Annotated in this window: 15 protein-coding genes; all 15 read right to left on the reverse strand. The window is 37.9% G+C overall.

The window, feature by feature from the left end:
• Positions 1-113: 113 nt before the first annotated feature.
• The 15 genes from ABH955_RS10535 to lepA all read right to left on the reverse strand — a co-directional run bounded on the left by ABH955_RS10535 (position 114) and on the right by lepA (position 15,828).
• Positions 114-1,073, reverse strand: coding sequence for a PhoH family protein (locus ABH955_RS10535; protein WP_002015189.1), 960 nt, complete (start codon positions 1,071-1,073; stop codon positions 114-116).
• 3 nt (positions 1,074-1,076) lie between these two features.
• Positions 1,077-2,276, reverse strand: coding sequence for a sporulation protein YqfD (yqfD, locus tag ABH955_RS10540; protein ID WP_002015190.1), 1,200 nt, complete (start codon positions 2,274-2,276; stop codon positions 1,077-1,079).
• Positions 2,277-2,525: 249 nt separating this feature from the next.
• On the reverse strand, positions 2,526-2,819 hold the full coding sequence (gene yqfC / locus ABH955_RS10545) for a sporulation protein YqfC (protein ID WP_002067170.1): 294 nt from the start codon (positions 2,817-2,819) through the stop codon (positions 2,526-2,528).
• Between the two features lie 107 nt (positions 2,820-2,926).
• Positions 2,927-3,370 carry a GatB/YqeY domain-containing protein gene (locus tag ABH955_RS10550; RefSeq protein ID WP_000054578.1) on the reverse strand — a complete coding sequence of 148 codons (444 nt, stop codon included), beginning with the start codon at positions 3,368-3,370 and terminating at the stop codon, positions 2,927-2,929.
• A 15-nt stretch (positions 3,371-3,385) separates the two neighbouring features.
• Entirely contained in the window at positions 3,386-3,559 is a 174-nt protein-coding gene (gene rpsU / locus ABH955_RS10555; protein WP_000048061.1) for a 30S ribosomal protein S21, read from the reverse strand.
• A 467-nt stretch (positions 3,560-4,026) separates the two neighbouring features.
• Positions 4,027-5,379, reverse strand: coding sequence for a tRNA (N(6)-L-threonylcarbamoyladenosine(37)-C(2))-methylthiotransferase MtaB (gene mtaB, locus ABH955_RS10560; protein ID WP_002015193.1), 1,353 nt, complete (start codon positions 5,377-5,379; stop codon positions 4,027-4,029).
• Positions 5,380-5,385: 6 nt separating this feature from the next.
• Entirely contained in the window at positions 5,386-6,135 is a 750-nt protein-coding gene (locus ABH955_RS10565; RefSeq protein ID WP_404491100.1) for a 16S rRNA (uracil(1498)-N(3))-methyltransferase, read from the reverse strand.
• 145 nt (positions 6,136-6,280) lie between these two features.
• Positions 6,281-7,219 (reverse strand): 50S ribosomal protein L11 methyltransferase, encoded by a 939-nt coding sequence (gene prmA, locus ABH955_RS10570; RefSeq protein WP_002138379.1) that lies wholly within the window; start codon positions 7,217-7,219, stop codon positions 6,281-6,283.
• A gap of 28 nt (positions 7,220-7,247) precedes the next feature.
• Positions 7,248-8,354 (reverse strand): chaperone protein DnaJ, encoded by a 1,107-nt coding sequence (dnaJ, locus tag ABH955_RS10575; protein ID WP_002015197.1) that lies wholly within the window; start codon positions 8,352-8,354, stop codon positions 7,248-7,250.
• Between the two features lie 202 nt (positions 8,355-8,556).
• Positions 8,557-10,392 carry a chaperone protein DnaK gene (gene dnaK / locus ABH955_RS10580; RefSeq protein ID WP_404491101.1) on the reverse strand — a complete coding sequence of 612 codons (1,836 nt, stop codon included), beginning with the start codon at positions 10,390-10,392 and terminating at the stop codon, positions 8,557-8,559.
• A gap of 26 nt (positions 10,393-10,418) precedes the next feature.
• Positions 10,419-10,985 (reverse strand): nucleotide exchange factor GrpE, encoded by a 567-nt coding sequence (gene grpE / locus ABH955_RS10585; RefSeq protein WP_002138384.1) that lies wholly within the window; start codon positions 10,983-10,985, stop codon positions 10,419-10,421.
• Between the two features lie 114 nt (positions 10,986-11,099).
• Positions 11,100-12,116, reverse strand: coding sequence for a heat-inducible transcriptional repressor HrcA (gene hrcA, locus ABH955_RS10590; RefSeq protein ID WP_002067157.1), 1,017 nt, complete (start codon positions 12,114-12,116; stop codon positions 11,100-11,102).
• 133 nt (positions 12,117-12,249) lie between these two features.
• Positions 12,250-13,389, reverse strand: coding sequence for a radical SAM family heme chaperone HemW (gene hemW, locus ABH955_RS10595; RefSeq protein ID WP_404491102.1), 1,140 nt, complete (start codon positions 13,387-13,389; stop codon positions 12,250-12,252).
• A 51-nt stretch (positions 13,390-13,440) separates the two neighbouring features.
• Positions 13,441-13,815, reverse strand: a complete 375-nt coding sequence (locus ABH955_RS10600; RefSeq protein WP_002015203.1) for a winged helix-turn-helix transcriptional regulator — start codon at positions 13,813-13,815, stop codon at positions 13,441-13,443.
• Positions 13,816-14,004: 189 nt separating this feature from the next.
• Positions 14,005-15,828, reverse strand: coding sequence for an elongation factor 4 (gene lepA / locus ABH955_RS10605; RefSeq protein ID WP_002034072.1), 1,824 nt, complete (start codon positions 15,826-15,828; stop codon positions 14,005-14,007).
• Positions 15,829-15,929 lie beyond the last annotated feature (101 nt).

A 15,929-nucleotide genomic window follows, 5' to 3' on the forward strand; every position in this document is an offset into this window, starting at 1 on the left:
AACATTTTTATCCACTCTCACCTATAGTTTATTTCCCTCGTCTTTAATGATAGTAAAAAATATGTCATTCGCCAACCTTATCATACAAAAAGAAATGATCCTGACAAATAGGATCATTCCATTTTATCATATGCCTCAATAATACGTTGCACTAACGGGTGTCTCACAACGTCCGTTTGTTCCAATGTAATGAACGAAAGACCTGATACACCAGATAAAATATTAGCAGCAATAGAAAGACCTGACTTTACCCCTTTTGGCAAGTCTACCTGTGAGGGATCCCCCGTAATAACCATTTTAGAACTAAAACCTAATCGTGTTAAAAACATTTTTATTTGAACACCAGTTGTATTTTGCGCCTCATCTAATATAACAAATGAATCATCAAGAGTACGCCCTCTCATATAAGCAAGAGGTGCAATTTCAATTACACCACGTTCCATCATACGTTGTGTATATTCTTGTCCAAGAATATCATGTAACGCATCATATAGTGGACGTAAATACGGATCTACTTTTTCTTTCAAATCACCTGGTAAAAACCCTAAGCTCTCTCCAGCTTCTACAGCAGGTCTTGTTAAAATAATTTTCTTTACATACCCTTGCTTTAAAGCTCTCACAGCCATTACTACGGCTAAGTATGTTTTTCCTGTCCCAGCAGGTCCTATCCCAAACACAATATCATTCTTTTTCATTGCATGAATATATCGTCTTTGCCCCATCGTTTTCACACGAATGGATTTACCTTTTGCCGTTTTAAAAATTTCCTCTTCATATAATTCTTCGAATTGAGCAATTTTCCCTTGTTGCCCAAGCTGAATCGCATACGCAACATCTCTTTCCGAAATTGATACACCTTTACGGATAACAACAAGTAACTGTTGTAAGATTTTTTCTACGAGCACCACAGTTTCATCTGCCCCAGATACACGAACAGATTCTCCTCTAGTCACAATCGATACACTAAGTTCTCGTTCAATTACTTTTAAATGAGCATCATTTACCCCAAAAAGAGCGATTGCTTCGTTGGGGTTTTCCAATTGTTGGTTCATTTCTACTAATTGTTCTGCCATTACTCAGTCTCCTTGAATATCGGATTCAGATATTGGTTGTGGCTCTGCAATATTTTCAATCACTGTATAATGTAATGTGACCTTTAGGTGATCCGCCTCAACCTCTTTACTCAAAATGTTATCACTTACAATCATAGCATGTTCATCCAATTTTTTCTTCAGTTCTTTTTCTGCCATCTCTTTCGCTACTTTCATTGCTTGTTTTTCGGTATATTCTCGGTTCGCTTCTTCCTCTTCTCGTACAATATCTTTCTCGTATGCAATTGGTAATGTAAATCCAAATAATTTCACATCATGTTTTACACTTTCAGTACGAGAGCGCTTATACTTATCCTGTAGAAATCCCCATATTTTTATTTTAGTACTCCCAAATTTAAGGAAATATTCATTGTATGAATTACCAGTATACACTTGAAATTGTGTCTTTAACGGAACATCCACCTCAGATTTATACCACGTTTCTCCATATACAATCCCTTTAGCCGAAACAACTGTCGGATTCTCCTCATTACCATACATCCCGGATACGAGAAGTTGCCCCTTTTCTACATGGTCATTTTTCATGACAACCGGCTTCCCAACTTCCACAAATGTTTTTGTAATAATCCCTTCTTTTTTTGCTACTAAGTTTTGTGGCTGTTGTTCACTTTCTTTTTTCGGCTCATTTTTTTCAACAATCTTAAAATGATATGTTGTCCCTCTTATTTCTAATCCCGCCCAAGTAATCGCATTAATATTGTCTGTCAAATGACGTTGAACATCTTCTACACTCGGCATTTGGAATTGTAATTTACCTTTTTTTATACCCATTTTGTCCAATTCTTTCATCAATATATATTCTGTTTCAGGTTTTGCACCTGTAATTTCAATTTTCCACACCATATTTGACAATGCGATCATTCCGAAAAAAAATATTAAAAACCCAATTAAAAATCCACTATTTTTAATTACACGCTTATTCCAAAAAGGAAAACCGTAACGTCCAATAAAATATAATTTACATTCATTTTTTCTATAAATTGGTTTTATCTTTTTCACATCTCGTAATAACATACAAAAAACTAACGTTTCATCAGCTATCTTCTTTACATCCCAAACGAGTAATTTCTTCCGCACACACTCGTTAACAAAGCGTTCCGCTCCTCTACCTTCAATTCGCACCTTTACATACCCAAGCCATTTTATAAACCATTTATTTTTCATCGACTATCTCCACTACCTTTCTAAAAGTAGATACACTACTTTTCAATTCGATTATCAAACTAGCTCGTACTAAAATTTTAATTAGCAGATTCCTTGATCCTCACTAATTATTAACCTTCACGAGCCAGTTTTTTACGTGGAACTCAATTCCCACCTATCCTCTTTGTACGAACCGAATATTGAGGCCAGAACGTTACCGCCTGTTAATACAAGGTAACGAAGAAAAACTTCACAAACGGAAGTTTCTCCTCACTCCTCTTTCTTTTCATTTTCTAAAAACGTCACTTGTTCAATAATCCCTTCAAGCAACAGTTCTTCTGGAAGGATTGTTTTAATAACAAAGGATTGACCTTTAATTAATAATTGACCATGTTTCAATAGCAATCTTACCTCTTTATCTGAAAACACTAATAATCCTCGATGATTTTCTATATAGATATGTACTTGCCCAACAAGCGTGATCCGAGGTAGATCCATTAACACATCCACTGGCAGGTCTATTTGCTTCGTTAACCAATTCTTCATTTGTTCTATTTTTTTCATCTCAAAAGACCCCCTCTCATCCCATATGTATGAAAAAAGAGCTTGTAATATCACGTCCAAACTGAAAAAAGCATAAAAAAACGTCTCATACGAAATGAGACGCTTTTTTATGCTAATAGCTGGATAACCAGCTTATTCACAAGTGATCCGTCTGTTTTACCTTTTACTTTCGGCATAACAGCAGTCATCACTTTACCCATATCTGCTTTAGATGTAGCACCAACTTCAGAAATAACTTGCTTAATTATATCCGCTAGTTCTTCTTCTGTTAATTGCTCCGGCAAATATGCGCTTAAAATCTGAATTTCACTTTGCAGTTTATCAACAAGGTCTTCACGACCAGCTTTTTTAAATTCAAGGAGGGAGTCCTTATACTGTTTTACTTCACGAGCTAAAACTGTTAATTCCTCTTCTTCAGTAAGAGTATGTTGCAGTTTAATACCTTCATTTTGTAAAGCAGCCTTAACCATACGAATAACGGTTAATTTTTCTTTTTGTTTATTCTTCATCGCTTGTTTCATATCATCGTTTAAACGACCGAGAAGACTCATAACTTACACCCTCTCTTAGAACTTACGCTTTCTTGCCGCTTCAGATTTCTTCTTACGTTTTACACTTGGCTTTTCATAAAACTCGCGCTTTCTTGCTTCAGCAAGTGTACCAGTTTTAGAAACCGATCTTTTAAAACGGCGAAGTGCATCCTCCAAAGACTCGTTTTTACGAACGACTGTTTTTGACATTCTCTTTCCCTCCCTCCGAAACATCACACTTACATACTAATTTCAGCATGCAAAAAGAAACCCTTCTTCAGCATGTCTTTTACGATTATAATACATTTTATCACTTCAGGTCAACTATTTGGCAGAATAAAAGAAGAATAGATGCCCTTACCTGTTCAAAAGCTATGTAGATAGCTATTATCCTTTTCCCCTGAAGACAACTATATTTTTTATCATTACACCTTTTTTAATACAAGAAAGCATTAAATAACTACTCATTCAACGTACCTGCCTTTTCAGTACTTAACTTCTCCCAAAAAAAAAAGAAAGCATGCAAATCGTTTCCGTTTGCATGCTTTTTTATCCCGCTATTTGCCAGGACAGTAAGACCCCCACCTCAAAATTCAGCGAAAGCAAAGAACTTAGGCGGGGGTCAGGCTGATAATCAGCGGGGATGAACAACCCCCCCCACTGATTAAAGTTTCACTTTATGCGCTTGCTGATTCTTTTTTTACATCATCTTCAAGAACACGAACAAACTGCGCTTCGTTATATGGATAACCAGCTTTTGTAATTTTCACTTTTACTAGCTTACCAATCAATTCTTCAGATCCTTCAAACACAATTTTTAAGTAGTTATCTGTATAACCTACATATAAACCTTCACGGTCACCATCTTTAAATGTCTCTTCCGGAATGATTTCAAGTACTTCACCTTCAAATCTAGAAGCATACTCTTTCGCTAATTGATTTGATAGCTCAATTAGACGGTGAACACGATCGTTCTTCACGTCTTCAGGAACTTGATCTTCCATACGTGCTGCTGGAGTACCTGTACGTTTCGAATAAGGGAAAACGTGTAATTCAGAGAAACGATTCTCTTTAATGAAATTGTACGTTTCCATGAATTCCTCTTCTGTTTCGCCTGGGAATCCAACAATTACGTCTGATGTAATCGCAAGACCTGGTAACGCTTCTTTCAAACGATCTAAACGCTCTTGGAAAAATTCCATCGTATACTTACGGCGCATACGTTTCAATACAGTATTAGATCCTGACTGTAATGGAATATGCAAGTGACGTACAACTACTTCTGATTTATCTAACACTTCAATTACTTCATCAGAAATTTGACTCGCCTCAATAGAAGAAATACGAAGGCGTTTCAATCCGCCTACTTCCGCTTCCATATCGCGCAGTAATCCAGCTAAGTTATACTCTTTTATATCTTCACCGTACCCACCTGTATGAATACCTGTTAATACGATTTCTTTATAGCCCGCATCTACTAATTGCTGCGCTTGTTTAATAACTTCTTTTCCATCACGAGAACGCATTAAACCACGCGCCCAAGGAATGATGCAAAATGTACAGAAGTTATTACAACCTTCTTGTATTTTTAAAGATGCACGTGTACGGTCCGTGAAATATGGTACATCGAGCTCTTCATATACACGTGTTTTCATAATATTGCGGACAGCATTAATTGGTTGACGCTCTTTACGGAATTCTTCGATGTATCCTAACATCTTCTCACGATCTTGCGTACCAACAACAATATCTACACCTGGAATCGCCATAATTTCCGCTGGAGATGTTTGTGCATAACATCCAGTTACACAAATTACCGCATCTGGATTTTGACGTACAGCACGTCTAATTACTTGACGGCTTTTTTTATCTCCAGTATTCGTTACTGTACATGTGTTAATAACGTATACATCAGATTTTTTTTCATATTCAGTTCTTTCATAACCACCTTGTTTAAACAATTGCCAAATCGCTTCTGTTTCATAGTGGTTTACTTTACAACCTAACGTGTGGAACGCAACAGTTGCCATTGATTATCACCCCATCAATTCAAAATGATAAGAAGCGGCACTTAACGCATAAAGCGGAGCCGTTTCTGTTCTTAAAATTCTTGGTCCTAAACTACATGGTACAAATTTATGTTCACGAAGTGCGGTTATCTCTTCCCCCGCTAAGCCGCCTTCTGGTCCAAATACAATCAGCAGCTTTTGGCCTGGTTTAACCGTCGCTAAAGCTTTCGCAAAATTAGATTTCTCACCTTGTTTCGCTTCTTCTTCATACGCAACAAGACAAACATCATACTCGCTACTCATCGACAGCAGTTGTTTAAATGATGAGGGAACGTGTACTTCTGGAATTTCACTTCTATGCGATTGTTCCGCAGCTTCTTTTACAATTTTTTTCAAACGCTCAACTTTTTTATCTGCTTTTTTCGCATCCCACTTTACAATAGATCGAGATGCTTGAAATGGTAAAAATGCAGCTGCCCCAAGCTCAGTTCCTTTTTGAAAAATTAACTCTAGCTTGTCTCCTTTCGGCAGTCCACTTGCAATCGTCACGAACACAGGAAGTTCGCTTGACGCCTCTACCCATTCTACAATAGTGGTATCCACAAATTCACTGGTAATTTCAGCAATTGAACACTCTGCTGTTTTACCATTTACACAGCAATAAATGTGGTCACCAGCTGACATACGCATCACTCTTGCGATGTGATGGACATCATCACCCATTATGCGAATACTTGTCTCATTTACATATTTCTCTTCTACAAAATAACGTTGCATATAATCACCTTAGTAGAGTTTCGTTCCTTTCGTAAGTCAATACTTACGAAAAGAACGAAACGTTATCATTTTCATATAACAAACGGCAAGTCCCTCACCTTATACGGTGAGAGACTCCCCTGTTCTTTATAGACTAAAATCTATATTACGCATTTCGTGCAATAATTGCTACCCAATCTTCCATTCGAAGTACTTCTTCAATTGAAAATCCAGCTGTTTCTAACGCTTCAGAAATTACTTTTTCTTTCGCCCCAATAATACCAGATGTAATAAATAATCCACCTGGCTTCACAACTCTCGCTGCATCTTCAGGGAATAGAAGAATAATTTCCGCTAGTAAATTTGCTACGATTAAATCAACTGGGCCTTCAATACCCTCTAATAGACTATTCTGTCCAACATTGACAATGTCATCTGTTTTATTTAAGCGCACATTCATTTCTGCACTTTCAACTGCAACTGGGTCTAAATCATACGCTTGAACAGAAGCCGCACCTAATTTTGCCGCAGCAATACTAAGTACCCCCGAACCTGTCCCCACATCAATCACAGTATCACCTGGCTGAACCGTTTTTTCTAACGCACGAATACACATCGTCGTTGTGGGATGTGTCCCTGTACCAAACGCCATACCTGGATCTAATTCAATAATTTTTTCATTTGGAGAAGACGGTGTATACTCTTCCCACGTCGGCACAATTGTGAATGTATCAGAAATTTGAACTGGATGATAATACTTCTTCCAAGCAGTAGCCCAATCTTCCTCATCGACTTCATTAATTGTAATAGTTCCTTTACCAATTTCGATGTCGAAAGATGGTAGTGCATCAATAGATGATTTTACACCTGCAACTGTTTCGTGTAAAGAATCCGTTTGTGGGAAATATGCTTTTACCAAAACACCCTCACTTGGATATTCATCTGGGTTAAGTGCATAAATCTCACCGTATTGTTGCTTGCGCTCTTTCGTCAACTCCGCTGGGTCCTCAATCGCAACCCCGCTAGCGCCTGCTTCATGCAAAATATGAGAGACAGCTTCTACTGCTTCTTCTGTTGTATGAATACTAATTTCTGACCATTTCACAATTTACCAACTCCATTTTTTATTTCCATTATTCCCCTTTGAAAGCACGTTTAAGCTTTCTGAATAAGCTATCATCCTGCTCTTCTTGCCCTGCAAATTCACGCAATAAATCTTTTTGATGTGAAGTTAATTTCGTCGGCACAACAACACGAACGACTACATATTGATCTCCTTGACCATATCCACGTACGTTCGGAGCACCTTTTCCTTTTAAGCGGAATTCTGTTCCTGTTTGTGTTCCTGCTGGAATTTTCAGCTTCACTTTGCCATGAACGGTAGGAACTTCAACTTCCGCACCAAGTGCCATTTGCGCAAATGTTATTGGCATTTCGCAAATAATGTGATCCCCTTCGCGTTCAAAGAATTCATGATTTCTCACATGAACAACAACATATAAGTCACCTGCCGGTCCGCCATTTACGCCTGCTTCACCTTTTCCAGATACACGAATTTGTTGACCATTATCGATACCCGCTGGAATTTTAACATTGATTTTTTTACGTTTACGAACTTTACCAGAACCATGGCATGTCGTACATTTCTCTTTAATCATTTGACCTGTTCCTGAACAATGTCCACAAGCTTGACGGTTTACAATACGCCCAAATGGTGTATTTTGTTCTACACTTACTTGCCCTGATCCTGAACAATGTTTACATGTTTCTTTTGAAGTCCCTGGTTTTGCTCCACTACCCTTACAAGTATCACATGGATCCTCCACTGGAATCTCAACGTTTAATTCTTTACCAAAAATAGCTTCTTCAAACTCTAAAGTAACTTGATATTGTAAATCAGCACCTTGACGTGGAGCATTCGGGTCACGACGTCTTCCGCCGCCACCGCCAAAGAATGAACTAAAGATATCTTCGAAACCGAAGCCACCGCCGAAGTCTCCTCCGCCACCGAAACCTTGATTCGGACCCGCGTGACCAAATTGATCATACTGCGCACGCTTTTGATCATCGCTCAATACTTCGTATGCTTCTTGTACTTCTTTAAACTTTTCAATTGCATTTTCTTCTTTACTTACGTCTGGATGGTACTTTTTAGCCAAACGACGATACGCTTTTTTAATTTCATCTTTTGAAGCGCCCTGGCTAAGTCCAAGGACCTCATAATAGTCTCGTTTATTCATAAATTTGCAACCCCCGAATCTTTCACATAAACGTAATTTTAACACCGAAAGAAAGTGCTTTGCAACAAAGTTTCCTCACTTACAGTATGCAAAATAAAAAAACTAAGATCCTCACACATTTCTTCTTATTCGTGAAAAAAGTCAAAGCCAAGGCACGCTTGACTTTGACTTTTTGTCATCTTACTTATTTTATTTCACTGTATTACTTGTCTTCTTTTACTTCTTCAAACTCAGCGTCTACTACATTATCTTTTTTTGCGCCAGCGTCTTGTGCTCCTTGTGCACCTTCTGCTTGCCCTGCAGCCGCTTGAGCTTGCTCGTATAATTTAACAGTTAATTGTTGTACGATTTCTTGAAGAGCATCTTTTTTCACGCGGATTTCTTCAAGTTCGTTTTTCTCGATTGCCGCTTGTAATGCTTCTTTCGCTTCCGTTGCTTTCGCTACTTCAGCTGCATCTACTTTACCTTCTAAATCTTTTACAACTTTGTCTGTTTGGAATACAAGTTGGTCAGCTTCGTTACGAAGTTCAACTTCTTCCTTACGTTTTTGGTCAGCATCAGCATTTGATTCAGCTTCTTGTACCATACGATCTACTTCTTCATCAGAAAGACCTGAAGAAGATTGGATTGTAATAGTTTGCTCTTTGCTTGTTCCTAAGTCTTTTGCACGTACGTTAACGATACCGTTCGCATCAATATCGAATGTTACTTCGATTTGTGGAATTCCACGTGGTGCTGGCGGAAGGTCTGTTAATTGGAAACGACCTAACGTTTTGTTGTCAGCTGACATTGGACGCTCACCTTGTAGTACGTGAATGTCTACCGCTGGTTGGTTATCAGCAGCTGTTGAGAATACTTGTGACTTACTTGTCGGAATTGTAGTGTTACGCTCGATTAGTTTCGTGAACACACCGCCCATAGTTTCGATACCTAAAGAAAGTGGAGTTACGTCTAATAATAGAACGCCCTCTACATCACCAGTAAGTACGCCACCTTGAACTGCAGCACCTAATGCTACAACTTCATCTGGGTTTACACCTTTGTATGGCTCTTTACCAGTTTCACGTTTAATTGCTTCTTGTACAGCTGGGATACGAGTAGATCCACCAACAAGGATAACTTTATCTAATTCGCTTGGAGCAAAACCAGCGTCTTTTAATGCACGACGAGTTGGCTCTAATGTTCTTTCAACAAGACTAGCTGAAATTTCTTCGAATTTAGCTCTTGTTAACGTTAATTCTAAGTGTAATGGGCCAGCAGCTCCAGCACTAATGAATGGTAATGAAATTTGTGTTTGTGTTACACCAGAAAGATCTTTCTTCGCTTTTTCAGCTGCATCTTTCAGACGTTGAAGTGCCATTTTATCTTGGCTTAAATCAATGCTATTTTCTTTTTTGAATTCAGCTACTAAATGATCGATGATAACTTGGTCAAAGTCATCTCCACCAAGACGGTTGTCACCAGCAGTTGAAATAACTTCGAATGTGCCGTCTGCTAACTCAAGGATAGATACATCAAATGTACCGCCACCTAAGTCATATACTAAGATTTTTTGCTCTTCATCTTGTTTTTCTAAACCGTAAGCAAGTGCTGCGGCTGTTGGTTCGTTAATGATACGCTCAACTTCTAAACCAGCGATACGACCAGCATCTTTCGTTGCTTGACGCTCTGCATCGTTGAAGTAGGCAGGTACTGTAATAACAGCTTTCGTTACTGTTTCACCTAAGTATGCTTCAGCAGAAGCTTTTAAGTTTTGTAAAATGATTGCAGAAATTTCTTGAGGTGTAAAATCTTTACCTTCAACTTCTACTTTGTAGTCTGTACCCATATGACGTTTAACAGACATGATTGTATTTGGGTTTGTAATTGCTTGACGCTTCGCAACTTCCCCAACTTGACGCTCTTCATTTTTGAAAGCTACAACAGAAGGTGTTGTACGGTTTCCTTCTGGATTTGGGATAACCTTTGGTTCTCCACCTTCCATAACAGCTACACAAGAGTTTGTTGTACCTAAGTCAATACCGATAATTTTACTCATGGCGATTCCTCCTACTTTTATGTAAATTATTGATTTACTTTTACCATTGATGGGCGAATCACACGGTCTTTTAGTTTATAACCTTTTTGGAATTCCTCCACAACCGCGTTTGATTCAAATTCACTGTCTTCGACTTGCATAATAGCTTGGTGCTCATTAGGATCAAACTGTTTACCAACAGATTCAATCGCTTCAACACCTTCTTTAGTCAGCGCTTCTAGCAATTGACGATGCACCATTTCCATACCTTGTAACAAGGATTTCGTTTGCTCATCAGTTGTTTCCACTTGCATCGCTCTTTCAAAATTATCAAGAGCTGGCAAAATATCTGAAACTAAACTTTGTGCTCTATATTTTTCAGCAGCCTGTTTATCCATTTGGACACGGCGCTTATGATTTTCAAAATCAGCTTGTAGACGTAATGTGCGACCTTCCGTTTCCGTTAGTTTCGCTTGTAACTCATCTACTTTTTCTTGTAAAAGAGCAGCCTCACTTTTTTCTTCTACAGCTTCTTCACTGTTTTCTGGCGTGACAGCTTCTTCAACTTGCGCTTCTTTCACTTCTTCTACCACTTGTTCGTTACGCTCTTCCACAATTTTCACCTCCTTAAAAGGTATTAGGTATCACGCTTAGCACGATTACCTAAGCATTATATATTACACACAGCAATGAGAATCTCATCACTTGAGCGAATGTATTACTCTCATTTACTTTTTAAGTCCGTCTGTAAATTGTCTTGTAAATAACTGCAACAAACTAATTACACGAGAGTATTGCATTCTCGTCGGACCTAAAATCGCAATTGTTCCTAGTTGCTCTTCTCCAATCGAATATGTTGCAGAAATTAAACTACAATCTTCCATAGCAATTGAAGAATTTTCCCTACCAATTTTCACTTGAATACCAACTTGTTTATGACGCAAAATATCATAAAACTCAGCTTCGTTATCAATCATTGTCAGCAAGGATCTTACTTTTTGAATGTCATGGAACTCTGGTTGCGAAAGCATATTTGCTTTCCCTCCAAAGTATATCTTTTCCGATAAAGGAACTTGAAATGTACCATCTAACATTTTTATTGCACTATCGTAATTATGAACATACCCACGCAAGACTGTAACAATCTCTTTAAAGATTTTATTATGAAGTTCTGCCATAGGTATACCAGATAGCTTTTCATTTAAAATATTAACCATTTTTTCTAAATCTGATAAATCAACAGATTCCGGAACGGTAATCGTTTTACTTTGCACATGCCCTGTATCTGTTACAATAATAGCGACTGCTGTTTGACGATCAAGCGGTACAATTTGTACATTTTTAAGTTTATTTGTGCTCAATTTCGGACCAAGAACAATGGCCGTATAATTCGTAAGCTCTGATAAAATTTGAGCTGATTGTTGTGCAATTTTTTCTGCTTCAAAAATTCTTTCAGCAAATAAATCTTTAATTTGTACAATTTCATCGGTCGGTAAGTTTTGCGGCGCTAAAAGATGGTCTACATAAAAACGATACCCTTTTTCAGAAGGAACACGCCCAGAAGAACTATGCGTTTTTTCAATAAATCCTAGTTCTTCTAAATCAGCCATTTCATTTCGAATAGTAGCTGAACTAAACGTAATTTCATCTTTCTTAGCCAACGTCCTCGAACCAACTGGTTGCGCTGATCCAATAAAGTCATCAACAATTGTTTGTAAAATTAAGAGCTGACGTTCCGTAAGCATCTCATCATCACCTCTGTTAGCACTCTTTGTCTTCGAGTGCTAAATCTATTAATAACTTACCAAAATTGACATTCAATTGTCAACGGAAACGTCACGAAATAACGAAACTTTTTCACGCTTATGGCACATTTAATTAATCAATCAAAAATGACTGGAATACTTCATTCCCTAATAGTTTCCCTTTCCTCGTTAAACAAACATGTCCATCTCTGTTTTCAAGTAATCTTTGTTCTTGATTACTTTGTAACTGCTTTGCAAAAACATGATCCATCTCCACATTAAATTTCTTTTGGAATTCTAGCTTAGAAACACCTTTTGTTTTTCGAAGTCCTAAGAACAACTCTTCTTCCATTTTTTCTTTCTCTGTCACTGGGTGAACATCTAAATACGGAAATCCTGTCTCATCAATTTTAGTGAAATATTGCTTGAGCGGGCCTACATTTTGAATTCGTTCCCCGTTCACATAGCTATGCGCTCCAGCTCCAAATCCATAATACTCTTCATTATTCCAGTATGTGAGATTGTGTCTACTTTCATTATTACCTTTTGAGAAGTTACTAATCTCATACTGGTTATAACCATGTTTCTCCATTTCATCCATTACCATTTCGTACATTTTCGCTTCATGGTCTTCACCTGGAAGTCTTAATTTCCCTTTATTCATTAAGTTATAAAATACGGTTTTCGGTTCCACAATTAAGGAATATGCCGAGAAATGTTGTACACCAAGCGTAAAGGCAATGTCTAATGTTTCCTTTACATCTTCTATCGTCTGTCCAGGCAGAGCATAAATTAAATCTACATTAATATTTGTAAAACCGACTTCCTGCGCTTCTCGAATTGCTACGAATGCATCTTCTCTCGTATGCCTGCGTCCAATCTTCTCAAGTAGCTCATCACGAAACGTTTGCACACCAAAACTAATTCGGTTTACTCCACCTTCTAGCAATACGTTCAATTTCTCTTTCGGTAAATCACCTGGATTCGCTTCAAATGTTAATTCACAATTCGGCGCAAATGGACGCAAACGACGGTTAATGATGTCGAGTAGTTTTTTTGTCTGTTCCATATTTAATGCCGTCGGAGTTCCTCCGCCAACAAAAATCGTTTTCATACTTTCAAACGGTACTTTTTGAACCGTATTTATTATTTCTTTCTCTAAATATTGTAAGTATCGATCAACCGGTTGGCGTTCAATAAATACTTTATTAAAATCACAATAGTGACAAATATGCTGACAAAACGGAATATGAATATATGCAGCTTGTACCAAATATAACTCCTACCTTTCTAAAAAGAAAACCTCCGCACTCCGGAGGATTCTTTACTTCTCTACTGTATTACGGATTTGTTCCATTCGCATTTTTCCCCAATCATACATCATTTCAACGATCGGTAAAAGCGACATACCTAATTCCGTCATATAGTACTCAACACGCGGAGGAATTTCCGGGTATACCGTTCGATCAACAATCCCGTCCTCCATTAACTCTTTCAATTGATTTGACAACACTTTATGAGAAATGCTCGGGAACAGACGTTGCAATTCACTAAAACGATGCGGACCTTCCACACCTAAGTGCCACAATATCACAACTTTCCACTTCCCACTAATTATAGAAAGCGTCAGTTCCTTTTCGCAATTAAAATTACCTTTTTGTATTTTCTCTCGAATATCTTTTCGAATATTTTCGGACATTGATAGTCTCCTAACTCTATATCAATCACTAAAAAGCTCTCTCACTATTGTAAATGAGAGATGCTAAGATGTCTAAAAAGTAGCATATAAAAAAGAAGCCGAACGAACGGCTTCTACTTTTATCACGATTGGTGCGGGCTAATAATTAGCGAAGAATAGAAAAATCTCCACTAATTATAGTTCACTCCATTAGTTATCATCCATTTTCAGTACAGCCATGAATGCTTCTTGCGGCACTTCTACAGAACCAACAGACTTCATACGTTTTTTACCTTCTTTTTGCTTATCAAGAAGTTTACGCTTACGAGAAATGTCACCACCGTAACATTTTGCAAGTACGTTTTTACGCATCGCCTTAATTGTAGAACGAGATACAACTTTATTTCCGATAGTCGCCTGAATTGGCACTTCAAACTGTTGTCTTGGAATTAATTTCTTTAATTTCTCTACAATTACTTTACCACGGTCATACGCTGAATCACGATGTACAATAAATGATAAAGCATCCACTTGTTCATTATTTAAAAGAATATCCATTTTCACAAGTTTAGATGGTTTATAACCAATTAACTCGTAGTCAAATGATGCATATCCTTTCGTATTTGATTTCAATTGATCGAAGAAATCATATACGATTTCTGATAACGGGATTTCATATGTCAATGTAACACGTGTTTCATCTAAATATTGCATATCAATAAACGTTCCACGTTTCCCTTGGCAAATTTCCATTACAGCTCCAACATAGTCATTCGGAACCATAATTGCAGCCTTCACAAACGGCTCTTCTACACGATCGATAGTCTGTGGATCTGGCATATTAGATGGATTATCAACAATAAAATCTTCACCGTTCGTTAAATACACTTTATAAATAACGCTTGGCGCTGTTGTAATTAAGTCAATCTTGAATTCACGTTCAATACGTTCTTGAATAATCTCCATGTGAAGAAGCCCTAAGAAACCACAACGGAAACCAAAACCTAAAGCTTGAGATGTTTCAGGCTCAAATTCAAGAGCAGAATCATTCAATTCTAGTTTTTCTAACGCATCACGTAAGTCGTTATAACGTGCAGAATCGATTGGATATAAACCACAGAATACCATTGGGTTTAATTTTCGATACCCTTTTAACGGCTCTGCAGCCGGACGTTTCGCATGTGTAATCGTATCACCAACACGTGTATCGCCTACGTTTTTAATAGATGCTGCCAAGAAACCTACATCACCTACTGTTAACTCGTCACGTTGCGTCGTTTTCGGTGTAAACACACCTACTTCTGTTACTTCAAATTCTTTTCCAGTTGCCATCATACGTACTTTATCGCCAACTTTTACCGTTCCATTTACAACACGGATATATGCAATTACACCACGATACGGATCATATAAAGAATCGAAAATCATACATTGTAACGGCTCTTCTGAATCACCTGTTGGAGCTGGTACCTTTTCAACGATTTGCTCTAAAATATCTTCAATACCAATGCCAGCTTTCGCTGAAGCAAGTACAGCTTCCGATGCATCTAAACCAATTACATCTTCTACCTCTTGACGTACGCGTTCTGGGTCTGCACTTGGTAAGTCGATTTTATTAATAACTGGTAAGATTTCTAAATTATTATCAAGCGCTAAATATACGTTCGCTAATGTTTGCGCCTCAATTCCTTGCGCTGCATCCACTACAAGAATTGCACCTTCACAAGCCGCTAAACTACGAGATACTTCGTACGTAAAGTCGACGTGTCCTGGAGTATCGATTAAGTGAAGAATATACTCTTCACCGTCTTTCGCTTTATACGTTAGTTGTACTGCATTTAATTTAATTGTAATACCACGCTCACGCTCCAACTCCATAGAGTCAAGCAATTGCGCCTTCATTTCGCGCTGTGCCAACGCGTTTGTTTTCTCCAAAATACGGTCTGCCAACGTTGATTTCCCGTGGTCAATGTGAGCAATGATGGAGAAGTTACGAATTTTGGACTGTCTTTTTGCTCTTTCTTCTTTATTCATCTATGTTCTCAACTCCTAATAGTCTCGCCAATATACACTAGCACTGATTATATCAATAGAGCAGCAAAGATTCAATGAAAACTCGTGCTGCTTACAATACA

The organism is Bacillus sp. RC240, assembly GCF_044907945.1.
Taxonomy (GTDB): domain Bacteria; phylum Bacillota; class Bacilli; order Bacillales; family Bacillaceae_G; genus Bacillus_A; species Bacillus_A mycoides.

Bases quoted from the DNA above. Each gene is read 5' to 3' on its own strand.
- ABH955_RS10600 (WP_002015203.1), bottom strand. From the start codon at position 13,815: ATGTCCGAAAATATTCGAAAAGATATTCGAGAGAAAATACAAAAAGGT.
- dnaJ (WP_002015197.1), bottom strand. From the start codon at position 8,354: ATGAATAAACGAGACTATTATGAGGTCCTTGGACTTAGCCAGGGCGCT.
- lepA (WP_002034072.1), bottom strand. From the start codon at position 15,828: ATGAATAAAGAAGAAAGAGCAAAAAGACAGTCCAAAATTCGTAACTTC.
- yqfC (WP_002067170.1), bottom strand. From the start codon at position 2,819: ATGAAAAAAATAGAACAAATGAAGAATTGGTTAACGAAGCAAATAGAC.
- ABH955_RS10565 (WP_404491100.1), bottom strand. From the start codon at position 6,135: ATGCAACGTTATTTTGTAGAAGAGAAATATGTAAATGAGACAAGTATT.
- mtaB (WP_002015193.1), bottom strand. From the start codon at position 5,379: ATGGCAACTGTTGCGTTCCACACGTTAGGTTGTAAAGTAAACCACTAT.
- ABH955_RS10550 (WP_000054578.1), bottom strand. From the start codon at position 3,370: ATGAGTCTTCTCGGTCGTTTAAACGATGATATGAAACAAGCGATGAAG.
- yqfD (WP_002015190.1), bottom strand. From the start codon at position 2,276: ATGAAAAATAAATGGTTTATAAAATGGCTTGGGTATGTAAAGGTGCGA.
- ABH955_RS10535 (WP_002015189.1), bottom strand. From the start codon at position 1,073: ATGGCAGAACAATTAGTAGAAATGAACCAACAATTGGAAAACCCCAAC.
- rpsU (WP_000048061.1), bottom strand. From the start codon at position 3,559: ATGTCAAAAACAGTCGTTCGTAAAAACGAGTCTTTGGAGGATGCACTT.
- dnaK (WP_404491101.1), bottom strand. From the start codon at position 10,392: ATGAGTAAAATTATCGGTATTGACTTAGGTACAACAAACTCTTGTGTA.
- hrcA (WP_002067157.1), bottom strand. From the start codon at position 12,116: ATGCTTACGGAACGTCAGCTCTTAATTTTACAAACAATTGTTGATGAC.